Below are 21,155 nucleotides of genomic sequence, written 5' to 3'. Positions count from 1 at the left end.
CTGCCACCTCAGGCTGCCTCAATCGTCTCGGCGAGGGCGCGGTTTATCTCGCCCTCAAGTCGGTCTGCGTCTGCTCTAGCGCCCGTCTCCTCATCGAGGACCAGGACGTAGCCGCGCTCGGTCAGCGTGGCGTCCAGGACCGTGAGGCCGACGCTCGCGAGAGCGCCCGATAGGAGCGCCGCGCGGTCCGCCTCACTCATCGCCGCAACAGCCACCTGTACCTCGGAGCGGGACAGGCTCCCGATCTGCACGTAGCGCCGCTCGATCACCGGCCGCAGGCGGACCGTTTCTTCGACCCCGGCCGCGACGCCGACCCCGCGGCGCAGACAGATCTGAACCGCGCCGCGCACCTCGGTACCGCTGAGCCGGTACTCGAGCGTGAGCCTAGTGAGCTCCCTCTGCTCGGACGGTGCCTCGAGCCGGGCGATCTCCTGCGCCTGGGTGAGGTTGATCCACTTCGCGCTCCGCCCCCAACCGACGCTCGCGCCGATCTCCGGTGGGAGGCCGGCTACTCGGATGAAGCGGCCGATCATGGCCGCCGAGTCCAGGTGGAGCGCCTCCGCCATCGCGTCGTGACGTACCCCACGAGCCGCCTCCCGCGTGAGCAGCGACCCGACTGCCGCGGGCGTTAGGGGCCGAACGTGGGCGCCGCCGCCTATGCTCGCGAGCAGCGCGGCGCGCTCGTCCGAGGTCCAGCGCGGTTCGATTGCGGTCATCTGTTCAGAAGCCGGCGTTGTTGAGCGCGACCTCGATAAGCTGCGCTGCGGCGTCGTCCTGCTTCGCACCCTGCTCTTGCGCGTAACTCTGTATGCGGGCGTGCTGGGCCGAGGTGAGCGTGACGACGATCTGGACGATCTTGCCAGGCCCCTTCGCCTCCTCGATCAGTTCTTCGACGGGCGCGTCCGGCTCGGCCTTGGCCTGGGCGGCCAGCTTGTCCTGCTGGGCGCCGCTCATCCCGGACATCTCCTTGGCCAGCTCAACGGCTACGTCCGACTGCGGGTCACCTGAGTCCGTCTTCGAGGCCGCGATGTCCTGGGCGCGGAGCGCGACCTTGAGCTTCACCTTGTCGTGGTCAACGAGGTCGCGAAGCTCAGGCATCAGACGCGGGTACTTGATGTACTCCCGGAGCGTTGACTGCGAAATGCCGGTCTGCGCGCTGACCTCCTTGATTGAGTCATACAGCTTGTATAGGTATACGCAAGCTTGGATTGTGTCGCGCAGCGTCAGCGGCCGGCGCATCAGGTTCTCCGTCAGGCTGATCGCCTTAGCCTCCGCCTCGTCCACCTTTTCGGACAGGACGGCGCACATGATCTCCGGAGGGTCCAGACGGCCGGTCTCCTGCAGCTTGACGTGGGCGAGAAAGCGCCGCTGCCCTGTCAGGATCTCGTATCGCCCGTCGACGTCGGTGGGGGCGACGACGATGGGCTCGAGCAGTCCGACCGCAGCGATGCTGTCGGCCAACTCATCGATTCCGACGCCCGTCTCGCTCACACGGACCTGGCCCTGCCCGATCTCGAGATCATCGAGGGGGATCGCCCTGTAGTCCTGGAACTTTGCCACGGAATGTCTCCTTCGGAGGGTTAGGTCCGTCATGTTAAGTGGACCGACTGTTTCTGCAGCTCGGTTCGCCGCATGTTCTGACTTTTCGGTCAGGTGCGGTCAAGGACCGCCAGAAGGTCGCGGCGCGACCAGCCGGCCACCTCCGCAGCGCCGACCATCCCGTCCTCGACAACCTGGTCGAAGATGTCGGTCTTGTCCTGGGCAATCTGCACGATGCGGTCCTCCACCGAGTCCGCGACACGGAAGCTGTAGACGAGGAGTGCGCCGACGCGGCCGAACCGGTGGGCACGGGCCACGGCCTGGTCCTCCGCCGCCGGAGTCCACCAGCGGTCGAACAGGACGACGTGTGTCGCCTCCGGGATGTTGAGGCCGACACCACCAGCCTTGAGTGAGAGCAGCAGCACCGCTGTCCCATCAGCCTCCTGGAAGGCTCGAAGCGCCTGATCGCGCGCCGTCGCGGACAGGTCTCCGACGTAGAGCATGGACCGCTCCTCCAGCACCTCGGCAAGCCAGCGCAAGGTCCGCGTGTACTGACTGATCACGATCACTTTGGCCGGCTCGTTGGCCGGATCGTCGAGGATCAAGCGGAGCGCGTCAAGCTTGACGCTCGAACCGTCCGAGGCGCGGTTGCAGACAAGCTTGAGTCGGGTGATCAGGGCGAGCAGGTCGGCGACGCCTCCGTTCCACTCCTGGTCGTGGAGGAGGTCGTCGTACTCGGTGCGCTGCTGGCCGCTCAGCCTGAGCGGCATCTCCTGAACGATGAGCGGCGGCAGCTCACGGAGCACGTCCACCTTGCGGCGCCGGAGGAATCGACCCTGGAACGCCTCCTGAACCTGCGCCGAGTCCTCGGACGCGGCGCCCCCGCGCGGTAGCAGTCCGAGGACCTCTGCCAGGCTACCGAGGTCCGCAACACCGTTCTCGAGAGGTGTGGCACTGAGTAGCCACACCCTCGACCCGCCTGCGCGATGGGCCGCCCAGGTCGTCACGCTGTCGCGGTTCTTTAAGCGCTGCGCCTCGTCGAACACAACAACGTCGAAGTCCGTTCGCGGCGCAACCGGCAGGAAGTCGGTTCGGAGGCTCTCGTAACTTGTGATTGTCAGAGGGACGGGAAGCCGGTAGAGCCACTCGCGGTCCGATTCGCCCAAGTCTTGAGTCGAGCGAACCGCGCAGGGCGGGCCGAACCGCCGAAGCTCGCGTGTCCAGTTCAGCTGGAGGCTCGCCGGGCACACGATGAGCGCCCGCCGGAGACCTCCGTGCGCCCGCAGCCGCGCGAGTGCCACAGCGACCTGGACGGTCTTGCCCAGGCCCATCTCGTCCGCCAGGAGGGCCCGGTCGGTGGCACTAAGAAACCGAACGCCCTGCTCCTGGTAGTCACGGAGCTCGAATGGCTCAGCGGTCGTCATACCTCAAGCGTCGCCAGCGCCCCACCGTCGTCGATAAGTCCGTCCGAAACCCACACCTGCTTGATGAGCGCTACCTCCTCTTCGCTTATCAGCTCCTCGCCGAGTAGATCCTGCAGACTAAGGAGCCGCTCGAGCACGTCGCGCCGCACCGATAACTTGAGCGGCCCGTTGCCGGGACGACCGTTGCGACGCACTGGCTCGCGGTAGTCCTCCGGGTTGTCTCGGAGCTCGATGAGCCAGTCCCGCATTTCCGCCATACCGGCGTACTCCGCGCGGCCCGACCCGATGAATCCCTCGATGCTCTTGTCGCGGTCCACAACGGTGCAGGTCCAGCAGCCGAAGCGGCTGTTACCGCACGGCTTAGTCGTCTCGTCCATCACGATCGCGCACTCGCCGCTGTTCGCTTCTTTGTAGAGCACTTGCAACTGCCGGTGATTCCCACCCCAGGGCGACGGGGTCAGCGCCAGGTACTCCCACACCTCTTCGGTCGTAAGGTCACGGATAGGCGCCCACACCCAGGCGCTCTTGAGGATGCTATGCGGATTGATGTCGCTCCCGGACGTCTCGTGCTTGCGGATGCTCCGCGCCCGGGTGGCGCTCTCTTCGATGCGGCTCCCCAACAGGATCAGGACCTCGCCCGCCGCCTCGACCTGCTGAAGGATGAACGAGTTGGTCGGCTTGATCTTGAGGCGCTCGGTGCACCAGCGGAAGGTGCGGTTTGGGGCCGGGTAGCCGTACCCGATCAGCCGTACCCAGAAGGTCTCGTGGAGCTCGGGCCGGACGAGATGAGTGGTCATCGGCAGACCGCGAAGTCTCGCGCCGTCCGCGATCGCCTTCAGTTGACTCGTCACGAACGACGAGATGGCGGGTGTCTCAACCAGGGTGTCGGAGGACAGGAGGTGCACGTGACGGGTGCGCCGGGAGGGCCGCACGCGGGCTAGCGCCTCGAACACGAGGTGGCCGACGAGGGTCGAGTCCTTGCCTCCACTGAACGCGACGATCCAGGGCCGGTTGTCGGCCGGGTCCTCGTACCGCTCCACCAGCCTGGCGACGATCGCGTCAGTCTTCTCGCGCAACTCCTCGCTGATCTCGGTGGGTCCGTGGAAGACGGTCGGTCGGGTGGTCATTGACGCCAACTTTCTGCTCCAAGGGCGACTGCCATTGTCGATGGGACGGCGCGTAGCTCGCGGCCCTGCCCGTCCATGAGGTCCACCAGGCCGAGATTTGCGAGAAACTCAACGCTGTCGCGCTCCGAGGTAGTGACCGGCAGCCCGTCGCCCGCGTCATGGATGCGCTCCATGGTGGCAGAGTCCGACGCCGTCATCCCAAGCCGGTTCAGGCCCCAGGCCGTCAGCACTCGCATGGCCTGCGACTCCGATACGCGTCCGGTCGCAGCCCCGGAGGTGCCGACCTCGTCGATCAGTCGAGTCGCAGCCGCCCTCGCCCTGCCGAGGTCGAAGCGGCCCACAAGAGCGAGCAGCCTGCGCACCTCCACGGGCAGCCGGCCGAACTCCCGTCCGAGCGACGCCGCCACGCTGTCGCGTGTCTGTGCCCCGCGGCCGCCGGCGACAGCTGGCGTACTGGCGTCCTGCAGCCGAATGCGCTCAGCGATCTGGTCCACCACTGATCCACCGCCCGCGGCGGCATTGATGACCTGCAGCCCCCGCTCCCAGTGTCCGATGATCAGAGTTCGGAGCTCGGCGGCCGAGACCTCCTCGTCGTGGTGCCGCACGATCAGCGCTACGAGGAGGCTCGCGGGTCCTGGCCTGCCCAGCAGAGTCGTCCCCTTGATCTCCTTGCCCTTGCCACCGACCGGAGACACTTCGACGGAGATTGGCGCCGGATCGGCTAGCGACGTGGCCAAGGCGACCCGACTAAGGACGTTCTCGTTCGACAGGCCGCTGGCTGCCGTCAGTCGCCTCAGGCGGCCGGAACCGGTGGGCGAAAGCTGGTAGGTCGCATGCAGCGCACCTTCGACAAGACTAGTCACGCTTTGCCCTCCGCGAAATAGTCGCCAGCGACGATCCGGCTCTCCGACACCGCGTCGTCGTGCAGGATCACGAAGGTCTCGACGATGTACGGACGCAGGCCCTCAAGCAAGGTCCCGCGCACCTCTTCATCGGTGCTGAGCACGAAGACCTGCCTGCCGACGCGCGGCCAAAACCGCTCGACGACGTTGGTGCGGTGCGAGGCGTCCAGCCGCGCGAGCGGAGTGTCGATGAACATGGGGAGGGCGGAGTCGGAGCAATCTAGAATCGCCGCCCCGAATGCCATCGCCGTCAACTGATGCTCGCCCGCCGATGGCAGGTGCACCTTCCGCCCGCCGCGGCCAAACAGCTGTGTCTCGTAGGTGACAGGGTCGATTTCCACGGCAGTGACAAGGTGCTGCTTATGGAGGAGGTCCTTCAACCTCCGGAGCAGTGCCTTGGAGACCCCGGCGAGCGCGAGTCGACGCCGTTCGTCCGCATACGCTCGGAGCCCACGTGTGAGAAGGTCCGCCGCCGCAAGCCAGCGATTCGCGCTGTCGCTATCCTCTGCACGCGCGGTGAGCCGGGCGATCGACCGCTCGAGTTCAGCCACCTTGTCCCGCTTCTCGGCGGCGGCAAGCTCAGTTGCTCCAAGCTGCGCCCGCAGCTCCGATAGACCGTCACGAAGCTCCTGCGCGCGCACAAGCAGACGGTCCACTGCGCCCTGCTCGGCCAGCTCGAGGCGGCGCGTCTCTAACTTCCCAATCTCGGCTTGGATCGCCGTCAGGTCCTGCGCCAAGTATTGGATATCCTCTACGTCGCGCTTGTCCAGCGTCTTTGCGGTGGACAGTGCCGCAGCAACCTCCTCATCGGAGAGGACGCCGAGCCCGCTCGATAACTCGTCGCTCGAGCAAGCATCAGCGCCCTCCGACAGGTCACCGCGGAGCTGCACAGTAAGGCGCTCGACCTCCTCGACCGCTGCCGGCGGCATCCGGCCGGATAGACCAGCCAGGAGGCGCGCGGCGAATTTGTCGGATGCCTCCGCCTGCAGCTTCCGTCGCTCGCGGCCAGCCCTCGCGTCCTGCTCGCTCGCGAGGTCAATCGAGACATCCCGCAGGAGGTCCGGGAACATGCCGAGGTACAACCACTCGCCGAGCCCTCGACCGAAGCGCGAGCGGAGCTCGTCGCGGCGCCCGCGCAGGGATGTGAGTTCAGCGTCAATCTGGACGGTCGTGATGGGCGACGAGCCCGACAGGCGCTCGTCGATCGCCGCTTGAACGGTAGCCAGGCTCTCTTCCAGGTCGTCGGCCTGCATGCGGCGTTCCCGCTCGTTGAGCTGGTTCTCACGGAGCGCCTCCGTCAGTGCCCCAAGCTCCCTTTCCCACGCGTCGAGAACGTCCACCTGCGTCTCGGAAAGCAAGGCGGTGCGCCTGTCCCTGCTGAGCCTGGCGATGTCGGAGGTGAGCTTCTTGATTGGCTCGAGGTCAAGAAGACGGTCAAGGGCGTCGGCGATCGAGCCGGAGTCGTCGCCAAGCTTGGAGCGGACCTGCTCCCCGTCGAAAAAGATCAGTTCAGCCAAATGCCGCGGCATCCAGATCGCGACGCGCTCTTGTGCGTCCTCGCCCGAGTAGAGCTCGGATCCAATTTCGCGGTCCTCTCGGACCTCGAGCAGTTCCTCTTCGACCGACCCATCGGCCCGGAACCAGATCGACCGCTTGACGTCCACCCGGCTGTCGCCGTCTTGCAGCACGACGCCGACGCTCATGAGGTCGTCATGCGCCCCGCGGGCGCCGGCGCTGCAACCGGCCGCCAGCCACTCGGCGTAACGGCGGCGGAAGTCCCGGCCCTGCCGCGGCATTCCTGGCAGACCGCTGGCTCCCACACCGTACAGAGCCAAGAGCACCGCCTGGACCAGAGTGGTCTTACCCGCCCCATTTTCCCCGCCGAACAGGTACACGTTGGCGTTGCGGGTGGGCTCCGCCAGATTTAGAACGTGCGTGCCGCGGTACGCCTTGAAGTTGTGGAGATGGATTTGCCGGACGAGCATCAGGCAGTCCCACGCGCTCCGGTGGTGTCCGCGATCTCCGAAACGAGTTCGTCAATGCGTCGAGCCGGAACGGCGCGGACGCGGTGTCGCCCCACGGCGCGCGCCTCGACGATCGCCTCCTCGAGCAGCGCTTCGGGGATGCCAAGCGCCCTCGTCACGGTGCCCATGGCTGCAGCATGGTCGTCCCCACCGACAGTTTCGGCGTCGGGCGGTCTCTCCCGTCGATCAGCCATTCACTTCCTCCAAGTCGCTCGGCCTCTACCGAGCTTGCCACGAGTTCCGGGCAAAGTCTCGCAGGTGGTGGACGCCGGTTCAGGCGCCGGTCGAGACATCGACCACCGGAAGCGGCGCTGTGTATGCCTCCAGCGAGGACACCGCACGCCGATGCCGTTTCTGGGCCGGCGTCTCCTCGCAGGCGTGTCTGACCGACGTCACGGCTACCCCTGACGGCGAACGTCCTAGTCATCAACCTCAACCGGCCTACGGTGAGTCCGTCCAACACACGCTCCGGAAAATCATCAAGACGGCCCACCCGGTCGCGGACGAGGGGTTGAGCGCCGACCGGGAGCGCCAGGTAGCCCAGGTTTCGTCGGGCATGAGCGCCGAACCGACTGCGCCAGTCCAGACGACCGCCAGGCTGGCAAGGACCTGCCGCTTGCGACCGCCGGGCGCGTCCCGAGTGACGGCGCCGACCGCGTCCAGCACGGCGCGGCGCTCCCCGACCGTCGCCGCGGCCTCGTAGTCCTCGCGGAAGGTGCGGTCGGTGCCTTCCTGGACGCACTCGACTGCGGCGCCTCGGCCCGCTTCTCGTCGCGCAGGCCGAGCAGGCTGCCCTGTTGCGCCTGCAGGTCGGCACGCGCCTCCCGGGGACGGCGCGTCACGGATCAGTCGGTCGAGTTCCTACAGCCGCCGTTCGACCTCGGACTCCACCGCGGCGCCGCCCTGGTGGACGGCCTCGACGCGCCGCCAGCACACGTGCTCGCCCTTCTGCCGCAGCAACTCCCCGCCCAGGTCCTTGAAGTTGCTGATCGTCTGGCTGCACATCGGGCACGAGTAGGGCTCACGGCTCCGGGTGGTGCCGCGCTACATCCGCTGGCCGCTGCAGTGGCCGCACGCCATCAGGCCGCTGAGCACGCTCGACGTCCGCGTCCGCTGGCCCGTTGCGACCCGGAACGACGCCCGCGTTCTCGTCTTCGGAGAGGGGCGCCACTGTGGCCGGCGTCGACCGAGAGCGTATGCAAGACAGGTTCCGGCGTGGGATTATCGCCACTTCTTGGTGGAGGTCCGCTTCTCCCGGGCCTCGATGTCGGTGATTGGGATCCGCCACTGCCCTCCGATGCGGTTGGCGGACAACTCTTGGCGCGACATCATTCGCCGTACTGTGCGAGCGCTGATGCCGAAGTATTCGGCTACCTCCTCCGACGACATGGATGCCTTGCCGCTCTTAGCGGCGCGCTGCTTATCCGTAATGGGCCCCGACGGCAGTGCTGTAGGCGGCGCAACCTTCAGGCGGAATCGATACCGCGAGCCAGCGGATCGCACCTACGCGCTCTCGCAGACCTTCACCGATCTCGATGACACCCATACGCAGTGCTCGCGCCACTTCCGAGCGCGCCCGCCCGGGGGCGTGGGCCACCCGGTCACCACGCGGGCCGACTTATGTCACTGGAACCCCGCGTTCGAACAGTAGGAGTACATGGAGGGCATGGGTCGGCTTCTTCTCCTGCAAGTTGGCCGGCCAGCGACCTACGACAAGGTCGCGGCGGTGGTCCTGCGGGCGGACTAGCCGAGTGCCGAGCGGCAAGATCGGTTGTAGCGCGGTGCAGAGCGTCTGGCAGTTCTCGGGGTCTGTCTTGCCGCCCCTCGCCCACGACAGGATGCGATCGCCTTCAATCTCCTACACCTTGAGTGCTGGCGGCACGTGCACGCCTACCATGCCCGCATGGCGTGCACGGTATGCGGACTTGGCGGACACAACAGCCGCACCTGTCCAGGGGAGCACCCGACCTGCCCCAACTGCGGCAACCCCACAGCGAACATGAATGAGTACTCAGAGCGCCACGACAGCCGCTACTGCTCGCCAATGACGTCCCCGGACTGCTGGGACTGGGCCAACGCAAGAGATCAGTGAGGGCGAGATGACCATGCTCACCTGCGAGGGCTGCGGCGAGCCGATACAGGGCGACGACAGCCACCTCGACTTCAACGGCGAGGACTGGCACGAAGGCTGCTTTGAAGTCAGCGGCGGACCGACGTACTGCTGCGGGATGATCTACGAGAACGGCGAGGACACCTGCTTCAGCTGCGGCGAACCCCTTCTGTGATCCGCGCGAACTTCCCATCGGCCGACAGCCGCGGCTAGGACCCGATGCCCACCGGGCAGTGGCTCGGCTAGATGTCATGCACAGCGCGCGGCGGGTCGTCGGTTCCATATGACGACCTCGGTCGAGCAGGGACACGATCCACACGACGCGCAAGCGGCACGCATCTTCGGGTTCCGGTGCGGTTTCAAGAGATCACGGATCGCTTCTTCAGCGACAGCCCGAGCGTCGACGACCTCATCTTGGCACTGGCTGGCGCCTACTGGAGCCAGGTGCAGGAGCGGGTCAAAGCTGGCCTGGGGCCGGTCGCGTGAACGTCTGCACCCGATTGGACAGTCGAGCGATCGTTGCCTCAGTGGCGATCTGGACCGGTACTAGCCACGACCGCGGGGGGTCGACTGACGCGCGCGACGCCTCCACTCGTGCTCGGCCTCCTCAGCCTCGATAGCGATAGCGACTCTCGGGCTCACCCAGGGGAGCAGACTCATCAGGTCGGCGATCGCTCCAAACAGTGCTCCTTCGGTGGCGCGTTTGCTGATCGGACTATCACCTGGTTTCGGCGTCAATCGGCTCATGTCGCCAGTTCCGTTGCAGGTTGTGCAGCGCTTGCCTGATCGCGGCTCGAAGGCCGCCTCAAGGGCCGAGTTTTTGAGGCTGTCCGCCAGGCCTCCGTTCTCGTCATCTTCTCCGACTTCTCGCCGCCACCTCGCGGGCGCCACATAGGGCTGACGGATCTCGACCAAGTAGGCAAGATCAGAGGCCGTGCGCCGTCGCTCACGGGTGGTCAGTGACGAGTCGCTAAGTCGTTCGAGCAGTTCCTCGATGGCCGCCGAGAGCGCCCGTTGGCGTACGCGGAAGTCGTCGGCGCACTTGTGGTTGCAGAACCATCGGTCGCGCCCGCGCTCGGCTCCGCGCACGATCGTGCGGCCGCACCCCGGCAATCTGCACGGAGCAGTCAGGACTGAGTGATCCGGAGAGTGAGATATGAAGCGCAGTCGCCTCACCGTGCGGGGGCTGAGACCGCGCAGGATGTCGGGGGATGCGGCCACTTGTTCCAACCTTTCACGTAAAAGATCGTCCTTACCCGTGAGACTAACTTGATGAGTCCGGAAAAGTCAGCGTGGAATGGGCAGGCACTTCGGGCAGAACACTCACGCCTGAGATCGCGAGGGGTGTGCAAACACGCTCGAGCGGCGTAGTTTGTCCCTCGACGAAGCCCTCGCATTCCGCCAGAAATGGCGTGAGGTCCCGCTGCGCCAACAGTCGGGACCTCACTTGCGGTGGCCCTCGTCGGAGCATTGGACTGCGAGTACGACAGAGGGTGACCGCTGTGTCCCATCATCCTGCATCTGACGACGTTTCGTCATGCCTGCCGCAGGCGCGCGGCTCGGTTTCGAGACCGTCCAAGGCCGCCGAATCGGCGCCGGACGAGGCCGCAGGGACTGCTCTCGTGAAGAACCTGCCCGACCCCCATCCGCGGATGCCGAAGGCGACTGCGCGTCGAGGCACCAGACGGATGGCACCGGAGGTGCGCGCAGCGATCGGGCCGGTACTTGCAAGAACCCGCACTCTCGAACTGATGGCCGCAGGCGAGATCGAACCCGGTGGGTGCACCATCGTGTTCGTGCAGGGCCCCGATGGGCCGGTGAAGGCTCATGCCGTCTTCGCTAAGTGTGTCAGCACCAAGTACCTATGGGTGCGGGTCACCGCAGGAGCCCCACGGGGTCGTGACGTCGCACTGCTGCTGTGGGACATGGCGGGCGGCGAGGAGACGTTCGCCTCCGGAGTTGCCAACCGCCCGGGGCAATCGGTTCCAGCGTTGCCGCGGAACGTGTTGGCGCTGAACTTATGGCGTAGCACTGGCGCCCCGCCTGCCTGGCTGCCCGGAGCGATCGTTCTGGACCACGGCCCCAAGGAGGAGAGCCATCGGCTCATCCGATACTGCGCCCAGATCGGAGTCACGATCCTGTGGGCTGCCACCCGTGAACCGACGGACAAGGCGTACGTCGAGTCCGTCATCAGCGAGTTCGCCCGAGCCTGCCAACTGATCCCGGGCCACGAGGGCAACGCCGTCGGGAACCGCCCATCCGCTGACCCTCAGCGGATTCCCACCACTGCCATGCCCATTGGCGCGTATGCGCGCCATCCACTCCAACTGCGACGCAAGGCGTGTAGGCGTCTATCAACGGAGCCTCGGAACACGCCCATCCACTCGAAAGCGACCGAAGGATGACGGGCGGCGCCCCGCACCCCCGCGATAGTCCTGCCGAAGGCTGGTCCCCCGCGGAGTGTGCGCTCCCGGTCGTGCATGAGGTGTCGCCTGCTGCGACAGCCCGTCGGGGTACTCGGCGCATCCCTCAGGCCGTTCGCCGCCTTGTGGGGCGGCAGCTTTCTCGCGAGCGGGCGATGGCTCTCGTGGCGTCGGGTCAGATGGACGATGTGCGGGCCAGGGTGGTGTGGAAGGTCGCTGAGTCCGCCGTGGTGCAATCAGTCCTGGACTTCGCGATCCCCACCCCGGCCTACCTCGTCGAGCCGGTACGCCGCGTTGGCACCTATGAGGGTGCCCGCAGCCGGATCGCCATGCTTCCGGTAGTGCGTGAAGGCCGGGCGCTCATGCTGACCTTGGACTCCGGTCTCGAGTTGGCCTGGGCTCACGCGTTGGTCATGCACCCCGATGTCTCAGCACTCTACGCCCAACCATTCATGCTGGTCTGGGACCACGACGAGGGATCGATTGTGCACATCCCGGACCTGACCGCCGTCATCGACGGACAACTGGTCGTCTTCGAAGTGAAGCCCGCCTTCCGGCGGGCTGACCCGTGGATCGAGGCTCGCACCGCATTGGCACAGCGCTCGCTGGGCAGGGCAGGGACCAGGTACCACCTCCTGAGCGATGTGACGCGCCAGATGTCGATGAACCTGCAGATTCTCTCTGGTTACCGACGACCCAACCCGTTCCTTGCTTCCGAGGTCCGGATCGCCCTTCAGTCTCGGTCACGCTCGATCGGAGGCGTCGTCGAAGCGATCTGCCGTGAACGCGCCGGCGAGGCCTACCGACCGCCGCAATCGGGTGCTGCGGGCGCAGCACCCGAGACCGACTTCGCAGACGGTGCCCACCGCGAGAAGTCCCAGATGGCGTCGGTGCGGATCGGCCTGGAGGTTGCTATGCATCTTCTGGCTGTTGGTCATTTCCACACGAACCTGGATCAGCCGCTGCGACTTTCGAGTGTCTTGTCGAGGCAACATCCGGACGTTTCGAGTTGGGCACGTTGAGCGACGACGTGCGCGATGGAGGATCCGTGGATCCGGCCGAACATCCCTGGGATCCCGATGCGCCGGCCCCCGGAGGCGGAGGGAACACGTCCACGGCAGAGTCAGACCTTCCGGACCTGACCCCTTCCTTTGCTCGCGCACAACCGGTCGTTCGTCTGACGCTAGCGCGAGACGAGCGACCTGCGGTGTCGGCAGACGGCGAGCAGCCCATCATTCTGGACAGTTACGACGACTCCGGCCAGATCATGTTCGAGTTGTTCAAGAACGGCGAGACCGAATCTAAGTCGCTCCAGGAACTGCTGAGTGCGGTCTCGGTGGCCCATCGGGCGCTCACTCCTGACTTTGTGCCGGACCCTGACGCCGAAGTGCTCCACTGGATCGCACCAGAGGTCCGCAACAAAGCACTCCGTTCCCAGGCCCATCTGATCGATGTCATCAGTGGTCGGCCCGCCGGAGACACAAGTAAGGATGCAGAACTGTATGACGCCGAGAAGACGACGGTCACCGAGCGTCGTACAGCCAAGCGCGCCGAACTCGGCTGGAGCGCCTCGACGATGTCGCGCCGCGAGGCTGCGTACCGTGCCCGCGGCATCGTCGGTCTTATCCCTCACTCCGGTCGCAAGGCCCAACTGAAGAACGTCATCGACGTTGCACCCGAGATCCTCGCGGTGATCCGCGAGCACGCCCAGGCCGGGCATCTGGGCAGCAAGAAGCACCTGCAGTCCGACTACGCGGCCGTCATCGTCGACCTTCGACGCCGAGGGATGGTGTCGCGAAACCCAGGAACCCCCGGCCCCGACGGTCGGGAACTCCCGGGCATCGACGAGGTGCTCCCATACCACCGCTTCGCTGCGCTCTGGCATCAACTCAACGGTGGCCGCACCCAGCGCAACGCTAAAACGCGCCACGAGCAATCCAAGCGACCGACGGACGGACCGCTGCGCCACCGGGCATACGACTTCGCACAGATGCTCGAGGTGGACGCCACACCCACCGACTTCTTCGTGCAGGGTCCTGACGGTGAGCCACGCCGTGCCTACGCCGTCTTTGCAGTGTGCGTCTCGACAAAGATGACCTGGCTGCGCCTGGTCCGGGAACCCCCGCGGGGTCGAGATCTGGCGCTGCTTCTGTTCGACATCATCGGCGGTCACTGCCTTGCGCGCGCGGAGCATGGTGCCCAAATCAGCGCCGTGCCCTCGCTCTTGCAGCTGAACGCATTTCCCCCGAATGCCGGTCCGCCACCGGGGGTGCTGCCTACCAGCATTCGGCTCGACCACGGCGCTGAGGAGGAGAACACCCTATGGATCTCCCTATGCGCCCAACTGTCGATCGAGTTGCACTGGGCGGCGACCATGACACCGACGGACAAGGCCTTCGTCGAGTCGCTGATTCACACGTTCGCAATCTCGTGCCAGTTGGTTCCGAGCCACAAGGGCAACACCGTTGTCAATCGCCCGAAATTCATTTCCCCAGGAGACATTCCCACCTTCGAGCAGGCTGCACGCGCCTTCAGCCAGTGGCCAGAATGGGCGGCCAACCAGCCACATACCGGACTGCAAGTTGGCACCACCAACCGCTTTCTGACGCCCATCCAGGCGGTCCTCGCATCGCTGCGCTTCGGCAACGTCATTGGAGTCCTTGCGGACCCCACCCTGGCCCTGCGGTTGCTGCCGACCAAACTGCTCAAACCCGAAGACGACGGGGTCACCTGGGAGCGCCGTCGCTACTGGTGTGAGGACTACCAGGACCTGAAGGACGCGTCCACGCGTCGAGGAGAAGCACGCAAGTTGGCCTTCTTCTATGACCCTCAGGCCAAGCACCGCCTTTACTGGATCGAGCCCGGGACGTTCAACGTCCGTCGGCTCTCTAGCCCGGGGGCCGACAGTGGGGTCGCCCCGGCTTTCGACAGCGTCCGACGCATGATCGCCACCACGCTGGGCCACACCGGCCAAAAGTGGCCGACCCATACCGAAATCGGGGAGCGCCGAGCCGATCTGTTGGAGTTGTTCCAGCAGTCCTGGAACGACGACGACCTCAACCCCGACGAGAATGTCGTGCCCCTGCGCCGCACCTCCTCCCGCACTAAGCGCAAAGGCCCAGCGGCAGAGGCCCACGTCGACAACGGTGGTTGGCGGCTCGAGGACTTCATACCTGACACCGCCAACGCCTCGGACTCGTCCGCTGCCTCGGTGAGGGAGTGGGACGAGGGCATCACCGGGGGCTCGAGGGACGCCGCCGACCCCTGGGGTCCGACCGGAGGTGGGGCCTGATCATGACGAACCCGTCGAGATCTGCGGCGTCCAGTACCGACAAAACGGAAGGTCCCCTGGCCGGGCACCGGCACGCGTTCCGGTTCACGGATCACAGTTCCTGGGGGGCTATCCACCGGCTGCGAACGGGGCCGCCGCCGTCGCAATCAGGGCCGGAGATGGAGGCATGGATTCACACCCTGCACGTGGCCGTGTACGAGGACCAGATCGCCGTCGCGATCGATCGACTTCTCCGCCAGCACACCGGCACGAACCGGCGATGGTTGGCGATCGAAGGACCCTCGCTCCTCGGCAAGTCGAGCGCGATCACTGCTGTCCTCCTCGACCGTGCGATGGCACATCCGCAATGGCGGACCCAAAGCCCGGAGGGCCGCCAGCAGACTCCGTACATCTACTTGGCGTCGCAGACCAACCAGACCTCCAAGGCCTATCTGGTGGCGATCGCGCGTGCCTGCGGGCTCCCCGCAGATGGTGATGAGCACCGTCTACACAACCGACTCAGCGAACTCCTCCTTGCCCATGGCGTGGAACTGATCGTCGTCGACGACGGCCACTTCTGCCGCCGCATCTCCGACCAGGCGAGCAGACTCAGCGACGGTCTTCGCGCGTTGCTCGACCTACCGGTCCCCATCGTGGTGGTCGGCATCGATCTGAGTCGCTCAGCCTGGCTACGAGATCCTGGCCGAAACAACGACTCAGCACAGCAGTTGCGCCGCCGAGCCAACCGCCTGGTGCTGCTGCCCTTGCACCGCGACCGAGGTCCCAAGCCCGCAGACCTGTTCGCTGCCCTGCTTCGGCACCTACAGCGCATCGAGGGTTTTCATGCGCCCGGTCTCAACCCCGAGACGATGTTCTGGCTCACCACGCGCCTCGAAGGTTTGACCGGATCCATGCTGGAGGCCGTCAAGACGGCCGCAGTTGAGGCCATCTGGGACAACGGACGTGCTCTCACCAAGGACCACCTCTATGCCGCGGTCGGTGACTTCGCATGACCCGGAACGGGCTCATGGGGCGGTTACCGGCCCGGACGCACCCCGACGTCCCGAACCCCCGGGCCGTCGTAGAACTTGACCTACCGCCGGGCTCACCGTTCGGCTCCGCCGGGGAGAGGTTCGGGTTCATGCCGACCCCGTTTGAAGACGAGCCGCTCGACGGCTACCTGGAGCACCTCGCGCACGGCATGCGCACCGATCCGATGAACCTGCGACGCCACTTCGCTCTGCCCCTCAGGTTGGCCCTCGGAGCGGTGGCGCCGCTCGGTGCCGAGCAGGTGCTGAGACTCAGCCTGGCCCTCGGTCTGGGCGAGGTGACTCTGCGAGCAATGACGCTGCAGCGCTTCGAACATCTTGGGCTGGTTCCTCAAGCGGATGCCCGTGGGTACCCCTCCGGTTCCTGGCCGCGCGGCCAGGGAGCCCGGTTCTGCCCCGAGTGCCTCGTTGAGCGCGGGGCTCGATGGCGGATCGGCTGGTACCTGATGTGGTCCTTCGCCTGCGTGCGCCATCACCGGCTGCTACTCGGAGACTGCCCCACCTGCTCTCAACCGGTCCGAACCAGCCCGATGGGCCATCCCAGAGGGATCAACACTGGACTGCGAGTCAACGCCCAGCGAGAGTGCGTCTGTCCGGTCGAGGCACTCGCCTCGTCGACCCAACAACTCACCCCGGAGACGCCAGACGAGTCGTTCGGTCCGGTGAGTCGGGCGCAGCAGCTGCTTGACCGTGTGCTCGATGGGGACATCACCACGATTGAGTCCCTGGGTGCCGAGCGCCCCGCCGTCGAGTGGCTTGGCGACGTGGCAACCATCGTGCGGCTGCTGGCCACCCGTCTCGATGCGCAACTGGCCGGACCCCAACTCGGTCAACTCCTGGATGCGCAACCACCCCTTCCAAGCCGCAACCCACCTCGCCACCTCGCCCCAGAGGCCCACGGAGAATCGGCGCTGGGCTTGGGAGAACTCTGGGCTGATGCTCTTCGGCTTCCGAACAGCGAACGACCGGCGGTCCGGATGCAGGCCACAGTTCGCTCGCCCGTCATCACCGGCCTCTGCGCCACCGTCGCTGTTCACATTCTCGCCAACGACAGCGTGGAAGCAGCACGCGAACGGCTCGGCGCGTTTCCCGTCCGTGGACAAGCCTCGACCGGGGAGTTCGTCAGCAAGTACGGCACCTCGTGGGAACTGGCCACCGCGCTTCGCCGAGAAGCCACGAGCGCGCGCCCAGGAGCCACCTTGGCGGTACGACTCGTTGCCACGCGCTTCACCATCACTGGCCACCGCCGCCGCCCACTGAACCCCAGCAAGGTCCCCGCCAGCCTGTGGCCAGGCCTCCTCCTGTCCGATGCCTCCACCGCGCAGGCGGGGTACTACGCGTGCGCAGCAAGTACTGCGATCGTGGCCATCGCCAGTGGCGCAGGCCTCCATACGGCGTTCGCATCCCTGGGTCACTCGCCCAGACTCGTCAAACAACTCAAGGGAGAACTCGCCGGGATCCTTGATCTCCAGACCGCCCGGCCCAGCGGCACGTTCGCCCAGTTGCTCGCACTCCACGACTTCCTCTCAACTGTGGACGTACCCATCGACTACGCCCGCCGCCGATACACGTTCCAAGAACCCCGCCGCCCGAGCAGGCGCCTGGCGCAACGGGTGTCCGAAGAGTCCGGGCTCAGGCAAACCGAGCGGCTCACCGCCTTCATGGGCTGGCACGTCCACGAGCTCCTCACCGGCCACGACCTGCTCTTCACTGACCCCTACCTTGACCTCCTCGCCGGACACCGCCGCGCCTACGCCACCGTGCGCGAACACTGGCGCGCCGAGCCACCTCCCACCCTGCTACGAGTTGCCGAACGAGCCCTCCAGGTCAACCACCTCGACGAACCGATCACCTGGTCGCCTCGCCGCACCGGACAAGGCTCCTTCTTCGGCCCGGCCCCCGACATGACCCGTCAACTGGGAGGATGGGACGAGAGGCCAGCCAGGGGCGCGAGCCGACACCTAAGCGCATATGACGGTCGGCCACTGGACGAGGTCATCACGATTGCTGAGCGACCCGACAACCACAGCGAGCGGCGCCTACGCATCGACCTTGCCCGCTTTCAAGTCGTGGCCGAGAGCTCCACCATGACCATCGCCTCGCACCGGCTCGGCCTCACCCCGAGCACCCTCTCGGAATCCACGCGCCGCTTAGAGCGGCGCCTGGGCCATCAACTGTTCGACCGCACTCCACGCGGTCTGCAACTGACCCAGCCAGGGCGTCACCTTCGACGTCTCCTCGCCCAATCCAGTATCACCCCCCTCATCGACGGCCGCGCCTCATGAACCGATCCGGACGAAACGACCACGCCAGCAAGAAGCCAGCGAAGGGAAAGCCATGCCTACAGCGCGACCAGACGACGTCCCCGGCGATCCCGACTCCCTCCAGGTTCACCTCAGCCCTGACCAACCAGCAGGCCCACATGCGGCATACCTACGCGACTACTACTGCAACAACCCGACCGCCGTGTCCGAGTCCCGCGTCTGCCTGGACATGTGCAACGAGTACATCGAACTCACGGTCGGCGAGTGTTGGGTCTGCGGCGTCGGGGGCCAGGTGGCAGGCGAGCATGCGTGCCCGAATCATGATGCAAGCGGGATGCGCTAACAGCTATGCGACCGATCTGCAGCAAGGGATCTCGTCGGACGGCAAGAGCGACGCTCCCGTCGTCAAGTCAGATGCGTCCTGTCATGACACATAGCGTTGACGAGCCACCCGCGGCTGACGAGTGGATCGAGTGCGGGCTGGACCCGTGGCTCGTCACCCAGTGCGTTGTTCACGGATGGTCCTTCGAGGACCTGACCTCCGTGCTGTGTGCTCACACGCCCACCCAGATCTCTGCCGATGCCCTCAACTTCGGAATCGATCCACTCGAGATCATCGTCATGCTTGCCGAAGGGCGCCAAACACCAGAACGGTCCTCGGCCCGAGCTATTACCGGCTCCGCAGGTAGGTCAGGTGGTAACAATGGATGAAGCCGACGACCGACTGACGCCCCTGCGAGAACGCGTCGAGCCTGCCTGGGAGCGGTACTGGTGGAACTGCGGTGACGGCTGGGTTGACCTCCTGGTCCGGCTCGCTGAGGACCTGAGCACCATCAGCGCGAACTGGACCCTGAGCCAGGTGAAGTCCAAGTTCGGCTCGCTCGACTTCTACGCATCACCCCACGCGGACGACCCGGACGTTCAGCAAAGGTTCGATGCCCGCGTCCGTGAAGCGCAGACCGAGGCCTCGTCGACATGTGAGACCTGCGGGACCCCGGGCGTCCTGCGCATCGAGCCCGAGTCGGGTTGGTACCTGACGCTGTGCCAGACCCATGCCGACCAGATCGGCACCGAGACCTGGAAACGCTCGTGACGACGGTGGCGCTGATGGGTGACGTGCACGGCAACCGGTCCTGGGTGAGGTCCCGTCTACAGTCGATCGGCGAGCGCGGCGACGTCCGCACAGTTATCCAACTCGGCGACTGGGGCCTGCTGTGGCCAGGGGCGTCCTCACGGCGGATGACCGACGAGGCATCCACGCTGTGCCAGCGCTACGACCTCGACCTCCTCATCATCGAGGGCAACCACGACAACGCCGACGCCTTATCCCAGCGATGGCAGGACCCACGAAACCGGAGCGCGGACGATCGAGCGCTTCCGCTGCACCTGGCGGACCGGGTCGCCGTGATGCCACGCGGCTACCGGTTCGCGATCGCCGGGCGGACGTTCGTCTGCCTGGGTGGTGCCACGTCGCTCGACCGCGGTCACCGAACGGAAGGGAAGGACTGGTGGCCTGCTGAGGCGATCACCGATGAGCAGGTGGCTCTCGCGACCGAGGGCGGTTACGCAGACGTCCTCCTCTCCCACGAGACCGTCGACGTCCCCTACGCAGTACCGGCGGTCGAAGAGATCCTCGCGAACGACCCGTGGGGCTGGCCCGCCGACGCACTTGCAGCGTCGGCGGGGTCACGGCGACAAGTGACCGCCGCGGTAGAGGCTGTGGGGCCGCGGGCCGTGTTCCACGGGCACATGCATTGCTCCGGGACGCGGACGGTCCGGCTCCCAGGCCGAGACTTCGACACGACCATCCATTCGCTGCACCGTGACGGGCACGCCTCGAACCTCCTCCTCCTGGACGTCGAGCCATTGACGCCGGTGACGAGAGGACGGGCTCGATGAGTGACGCATGGGCCGGGCACAGAGACTCCGCTGGGCGCAACGACATACGCGACGTCGCTGCTCCGCTTTGGTCAGCCGCCCGCACCGCTGAGGTCCTCCAGGTCACCCAGGAGGACTTGGCCGTGCGGCATCAAACCGGAGTCGTCCTCGGCGTTGAGACATCCGATGGCAACCACTCCTATCCGCTAGCCCAGTTCGAGCAGACGTCCGACGGAACCGTCCACGCGAAGTCCGGGCGTTCTACGCCCCTGGTCACGCTGCGTGCGTTCGATCCGTGGACCGTCGCGGTCCTGCTCAACACCAGTGTTGGCGAACTCGATGGACTCGCACCGGCCGCATGGGCTCGAGCGACATGGCACCAGGAGACTCTCGACGACCTTGCCGCCATCATTTGCGCCGAGTGGTCACGATGAGCGGACACGACGACATCGCGATGGTCCGCTGTGACCACGGCGGCGGGCTCGGATGGAGCCACCCAGCCCCCGGCGTCCCGCCCTGGCCACACGCCTGCTGCGGTCGCCCCGACCACTGCGAATCGGCTGCCACGAACCTGTCCCCGGCCAGCGACCTCGCCTACGTGGACCACTCAACTCCACCGGCGGCTGAGTTGCCTGGCTTGGGCCCCGACGACTGGAGTGCGCTTCGTGACCGAGTGCGCGAACGCCAGGCACGCACCCGATTGAGCCACATCGAGGCCCTTGAGGACGTCGCACTGCTCGCCATTCACGGAACCCCGCGTCGATCTATCGCCGAGATCGCCGATCTTGCCGAGTCCGAGGTCCGACAACTACTCCGCGAAGCCGAGCGAAACGGGATGCTCGGCGGTGCCGCATTCGAAGAGACGCCCGAGATGATCGTGCTGAGGACAGTCGTGCGACACGGTGATCGGCGCCAGATGGTCGATCGTCTTGTCGAGCACCGCTACAAGTTTGGCGCCAGCGATCTTCCGCCAGCCGAAGGCGGTGCCCCCGGGACCTGGAGTCAGGTTTGCGACGCCCTCCTCAGAAGATGGCTCAGCGATGCCGAGGCTCGTCAGATCAGCCTCGCCGTCCAGCAAGTATCGAAGTCGGCCTCCAACGTGGATCGTGCGCGTGATCACCCCCAGTAAGGAATAGATGCCGGC

General features: G+C 66.1%; 18 protein-coding genes. 9 read left to right on the top strand and 9 right to left on the bottom strand.

Annotated elements, in window-relative coordinates; genetic code table 11:
• Nucleotides 1-8: 8 nt before the first annotated feature.
• The 9 genes from VMF51_RS13665 to VMF51_RS25885 form a co-directional block, all read right to left on the bottom strand.
• On the bottom strand, nucleotides 9-716 hold the full coding sequence (locus VMF51_RS13665) for a hypothetical protein (RefSeq protein WP_325474993.1): 708 nt from the start codon (nucleotides 714-716) through the stop codon (nucleotides 9-11).
• Between the two features lie 4 nt (nucleotides 717-720).
• Nucleotides 721-1,560, bottom strand: coding sequence for a ParB/RepB/Spo0J family partition protein (locus tag VMF51_RS13660; protein ID WP_325474992.1), 840 nt, complete (start codon nucleotides 1,558-1,560; stop codon nucleotides 721-723).
• 89 nt (nucleotides 1,561-1,649) lie between these two features.
• Nucleotides 1,650-2,963 carry a DEAD/DEAH box helicase gene (locus tag VMF51_RS13655; RefSeq protein WP_325474991.1) on the bottom strand — a complete coding sequence of 438 codons (1,314 nt, stop codon included), beginning with the start codon at nucleotides 2,961-2,963 and terminating at the stop codon, nucleotides 1,650-1,652.
• The gene (dndC, locus tag VMF51_RS13650) at nucleotides 2,960-4,090 is read right to left on the bottom strand and encodes a DNA phosphorothioation system sulfurtransferase DndC (protein ID WP_325474990.1); all 1,131 of its coding nucleotides are present in this window, start codon (nucleotides 4,088-4,090) and stop codon (nucleotides 2,960-2,962) included. The genes VMF51_RS13655 and dndC overlap by 4 nt, the downstream gene beginning before the upstream one ends.
• Nucleotides 4,087-4,953 carry a DndE family protein gene (locus VMF51_RS13645; protein WP_325474989.1) on the bottom strand — a complete coding sequence of 289 codons (867 nt, stop codon included), beginning with the start codon at nucleotides 4,951-4,953 and terminating at the stop codon, nucleotides 4,087-4,089. Before VMF51_RS13645 ends, dndC begins: the two co-directional genes overlap by 4 nt.
• Nucleotides 4,950-6,977 carry a DNA sulfur modification protein DndD gene (gene dndD / locus VMF51_RS13640; RefSeq protein WP_325474988.1) on the bottom strand — a complete coding sequence of 676 codons (2,028 nt, stop codon included), beginning with the start codon at nucleotides 6,975-6,977 and terminating at the stop codon, nucleotides 4,950-4,952. Before dndD ends, VMF51_RS13645 begins: the two co-directional genes overlap by 4 nt.
• Nucleotides 6,977-7,144 (bottom strand): hypothetical protein, encoded by a 168-nt coding sequence (locus tag VMF51_RS13635; RefSeq protein WP_325474987.1) that lies wholly within the window; start codon nucleotides 7,142-7,144, stop codon nucleotides 6,977-6,979. Before VMF51_RS13635 ends, dndD begins: the two co-directional genes overlap by 1 nt.
• Nucleotides 7,145-7,877: 733 nt before the next feature.
• Complete coding sequence (locus tag VMF51_RS13630; protein WP_325474986.1) at nucleotides 7,878-8,021, bottom strand: hypothetical protein; 144 nt, start codon at nucleotides 8,019-8,021, stop codon at nucleotides 7,878-7,880.
• A gap of 216 nt (nucleotides 8,022-8,237) precedes the next feature.
• On the bottom strand, nucleotides 8,238-8,405 hold the full coding sequence (locus tag VMF51_RS25885) for a helix-turn-helix domain-containing protein (protein ID WP_414689472.1): 168 nt from the start codon (nucleotides 8,403-8,405) through the stop codon (nucleotides 8,238-8,240).
• A gap of 710 nt (nucleotides 8,406-9,115) precedes the next feature.
• On the opposite strand from VMF51_RS25885, the gene VMF51_RS13625 reads away from it, so the two are divergent.
• From VMF51_RS13625 to VMF51_RS13585, 9 genes are all read left to right on the top strand, one after another.
• On the top strand, nucleotides 9,116-9,301 hold the full coding sequence (locus VMF51_RS13625) for an LIM domain-containing protein (RefSeq protein ID WP_325474985.1): 186 nt from the start codon (nucleotides 9,116-9,118) through the stop codon (nucleotides 9,299-9,301).
• Between the two features lie 2,403 nt (nucleotides 9,302-11,704).
• Nucleotides 11,705-12,571: a hypothetical protein gene (locus VMF51_RS13620; RefSeq protein WP_325474984.1), complete on the top strand. Its 867-nt coding sequence runs from the start codon at nucleotides 11,705-11,707 to the stop codon at nucleotides 12,569-12,571.
• The gene (locus VMF51_RS13615) at nucleotides 12,568-14,841 is read left to right on the top strand and encodes a hypothetical protein (RefSeq protein ID WP_325474983.1); all 2,274 of its coding nucleotides are present in this window, start codon (nucleotides 12,568-12,570) and stop codon (nucleotides 14,839-14,841) included. The genes VMF51_RS13620 and VMF51_RS13615 overlap by 4 nt, the downstream gene beginning before the upstream one ends.
• Before the next feature lie 185 nt (nucleotides 14,842-15,026).
• Nucleotides 15,027-15,833: an AAA family ATPase gene (locus VMF51_RS13610; RefSeq protein ID WP_325474982.1), complete on the top strand. Its 807-nt coding sequence runs from the start codon at nucleotides 15,027-15,029 to the stop codon at nucleotides 15,831-15,833.
• 128 nt (nucleotides 15,834-15,961) lie between these two features.
• Nucleotides 15,962-18,154 carry a TniQ family protein gene (locus VMF51_RS13605; RefSeq protein WP_325474981.1) on the top strand — a complete coding sequence of 731 codons (2,193 nt, stop codon included), beginning with the start codon at nucleotides 15,962-15,964 and terminating at the stop codon, nucleotides 18,152-18,154.
• Nucleotides 18,155-18,836: 682 nt separating this feature from the next.
• Complete coding sequence (locus VMF51_RS13600; protein ID WP_325474980.1) at nucleotides 18,837-19,226, top strand: hypothetical protein; 390 nt, start codon at nucleotides 18,837-18,839, stop codon at nucleotides 19,224-19,226.
• Nucleotides 19,227-19,240: 14 nt separating this feature from the next.
• On the top strand, nucleotides 19,241-20,032 hold the full coding sequence (locus VMF51_RS13595) for a metallophosphoesterase (RefSeq protein WP_325474979.1): 792 nt from the start codon (nucleotides 19,241-19,243) through the stop codon (nucleotides 20,030-20,032).
• Nucleotides 20,029-20,445 carry a hypothetical protein gene (locus tag VMF51_RS13590; RefSeq protein WP_325474978.1) on the top strand — a complete coding sequence of 139 codons (417 nt, stop codon included), beginning with the start codon at nucleotides 20,029-20,031 and terminating at the stop codon, nucleotides 20,443-20,445. Before VMF51_RS13595 ends, VMF51_RS13590 begins: the two co-directional genes overlap by 4 nt.
• A gap of 239 nt (nucleotides 20,446-20,684) precedes the next feature.
• Nucleotides 20,685-21,140: a hypothetical protein gene (locus VMF51_RS13585; RefSeq protein WP_325474977.1), complete on the top strand. Its 456-nt coding sequence runs from the start codon at nucleotides 20,685-20,687 to the stop codon at nucleotides 21,138-21,140.
• The last annotated feature ends 15 nt before the right edge of the window (nucleotides 21,141-21,155 follow it).

Source organism: Nocardioides sp., from assembly GCF_035503875.1.
GTDB lineage: Bacteria > Actinomycetota > Actinomycetes > Propionibacteriales > Nocardioidaceae > Nocardioides.
The sequence above is the reverse complement of the archived record's forward strand: the minus strand, read 5'-3'. Positions and strand labels throughout refer to the sequence as shown.

Coding starts and splice junctions, on each gene's coding strand:
- VMF51_RS13665 (WP_325474993.1), bottom strand. CDS start 716: ATGACCGCAATCGAACCGCGCTGGACCTCGGACGAGCGCGCCGCGCTG.
- VMF51_RS13655 (WP_325474991.1), bottom strand. CDS start 2,963: ATGACGACCGCTGAGCCATTCGAGCTCCGTGACTACCAGGAGCAGGGC.
- dndC (WP_325474990.1), bottom strand. CDS start 4,090: ATGACCACCCGACCGACCGTCTTCCACGGACCCACCGAGATCAGCGAG.
- dndD (WP_325474988.1), bottom strand. CDS start 6,977: ATGCTCGTCCGGCAAATCCATCTCCACAACTTCAAGGCGTACCGCGGC.
- VMF51_RS13635 (WP_325474987.1), bottom strand. CDS start 7,144: ATGGGCACCGTGACGAGGGCGCTTGGCATCCCCGAAGCGCTGCTCGAG.
- VMF51_RS13630 (WP_325474986.1), bottom strand. CDS start 8,021: ATGTGCAGCCAGACGATCAGCAACTTCAAGGACCTGGGCGGGGAGTTG.
- VMF51_RS25885 (WP_414689472.1), bottom strand. CDS start 8,405: ATGTCGTCGGAGGAGGTAGCCGAATACTTCGGCATCAGCGCTCGCACA.
- VMF51_RS13625 (WP_325474985.1), top strand. CDS start 9,116: ATGACCATGCTCACCTGCGAGGGCTGCGGCGAGCCGATACAGGGCGAC.
- VMF51_RS13620 (WP_325474984.1), top strand. CDS start 11,705: ATGGCTCTCGTGGCGTCGGGTCAGATGGACGATGTGCGGGCCAGGGTG.
- VMF51_RS13605 (WP_325474981.1), top strand. CDS start 15,962: ATGCCGACCCCGTTTGAAGACGAGCCGCTCGACGGCTACCTGGAGCAC.
- VMF51_RS13600 (WP_325474980.1), top strand. CDS start 18,837: ATGGATGAAGCCGACGACCGACTGACGCCCCTGCGAGAACGCGTCGAG.
- VMF51_RS13595 (WP_325474979.1), top strand. CDS start 19,241: ATGGGTGACGTGCACGGCAACCGGTCCTGGGTGAGGTCCCGTCTACAG.
- VMF51_RS13590 (WP_325474978.1), top strand. CDS start 20,029: ATGAGTGACGCATGGGCCGGGCACAGAGACTCCGCTGGGCGCAACGAC.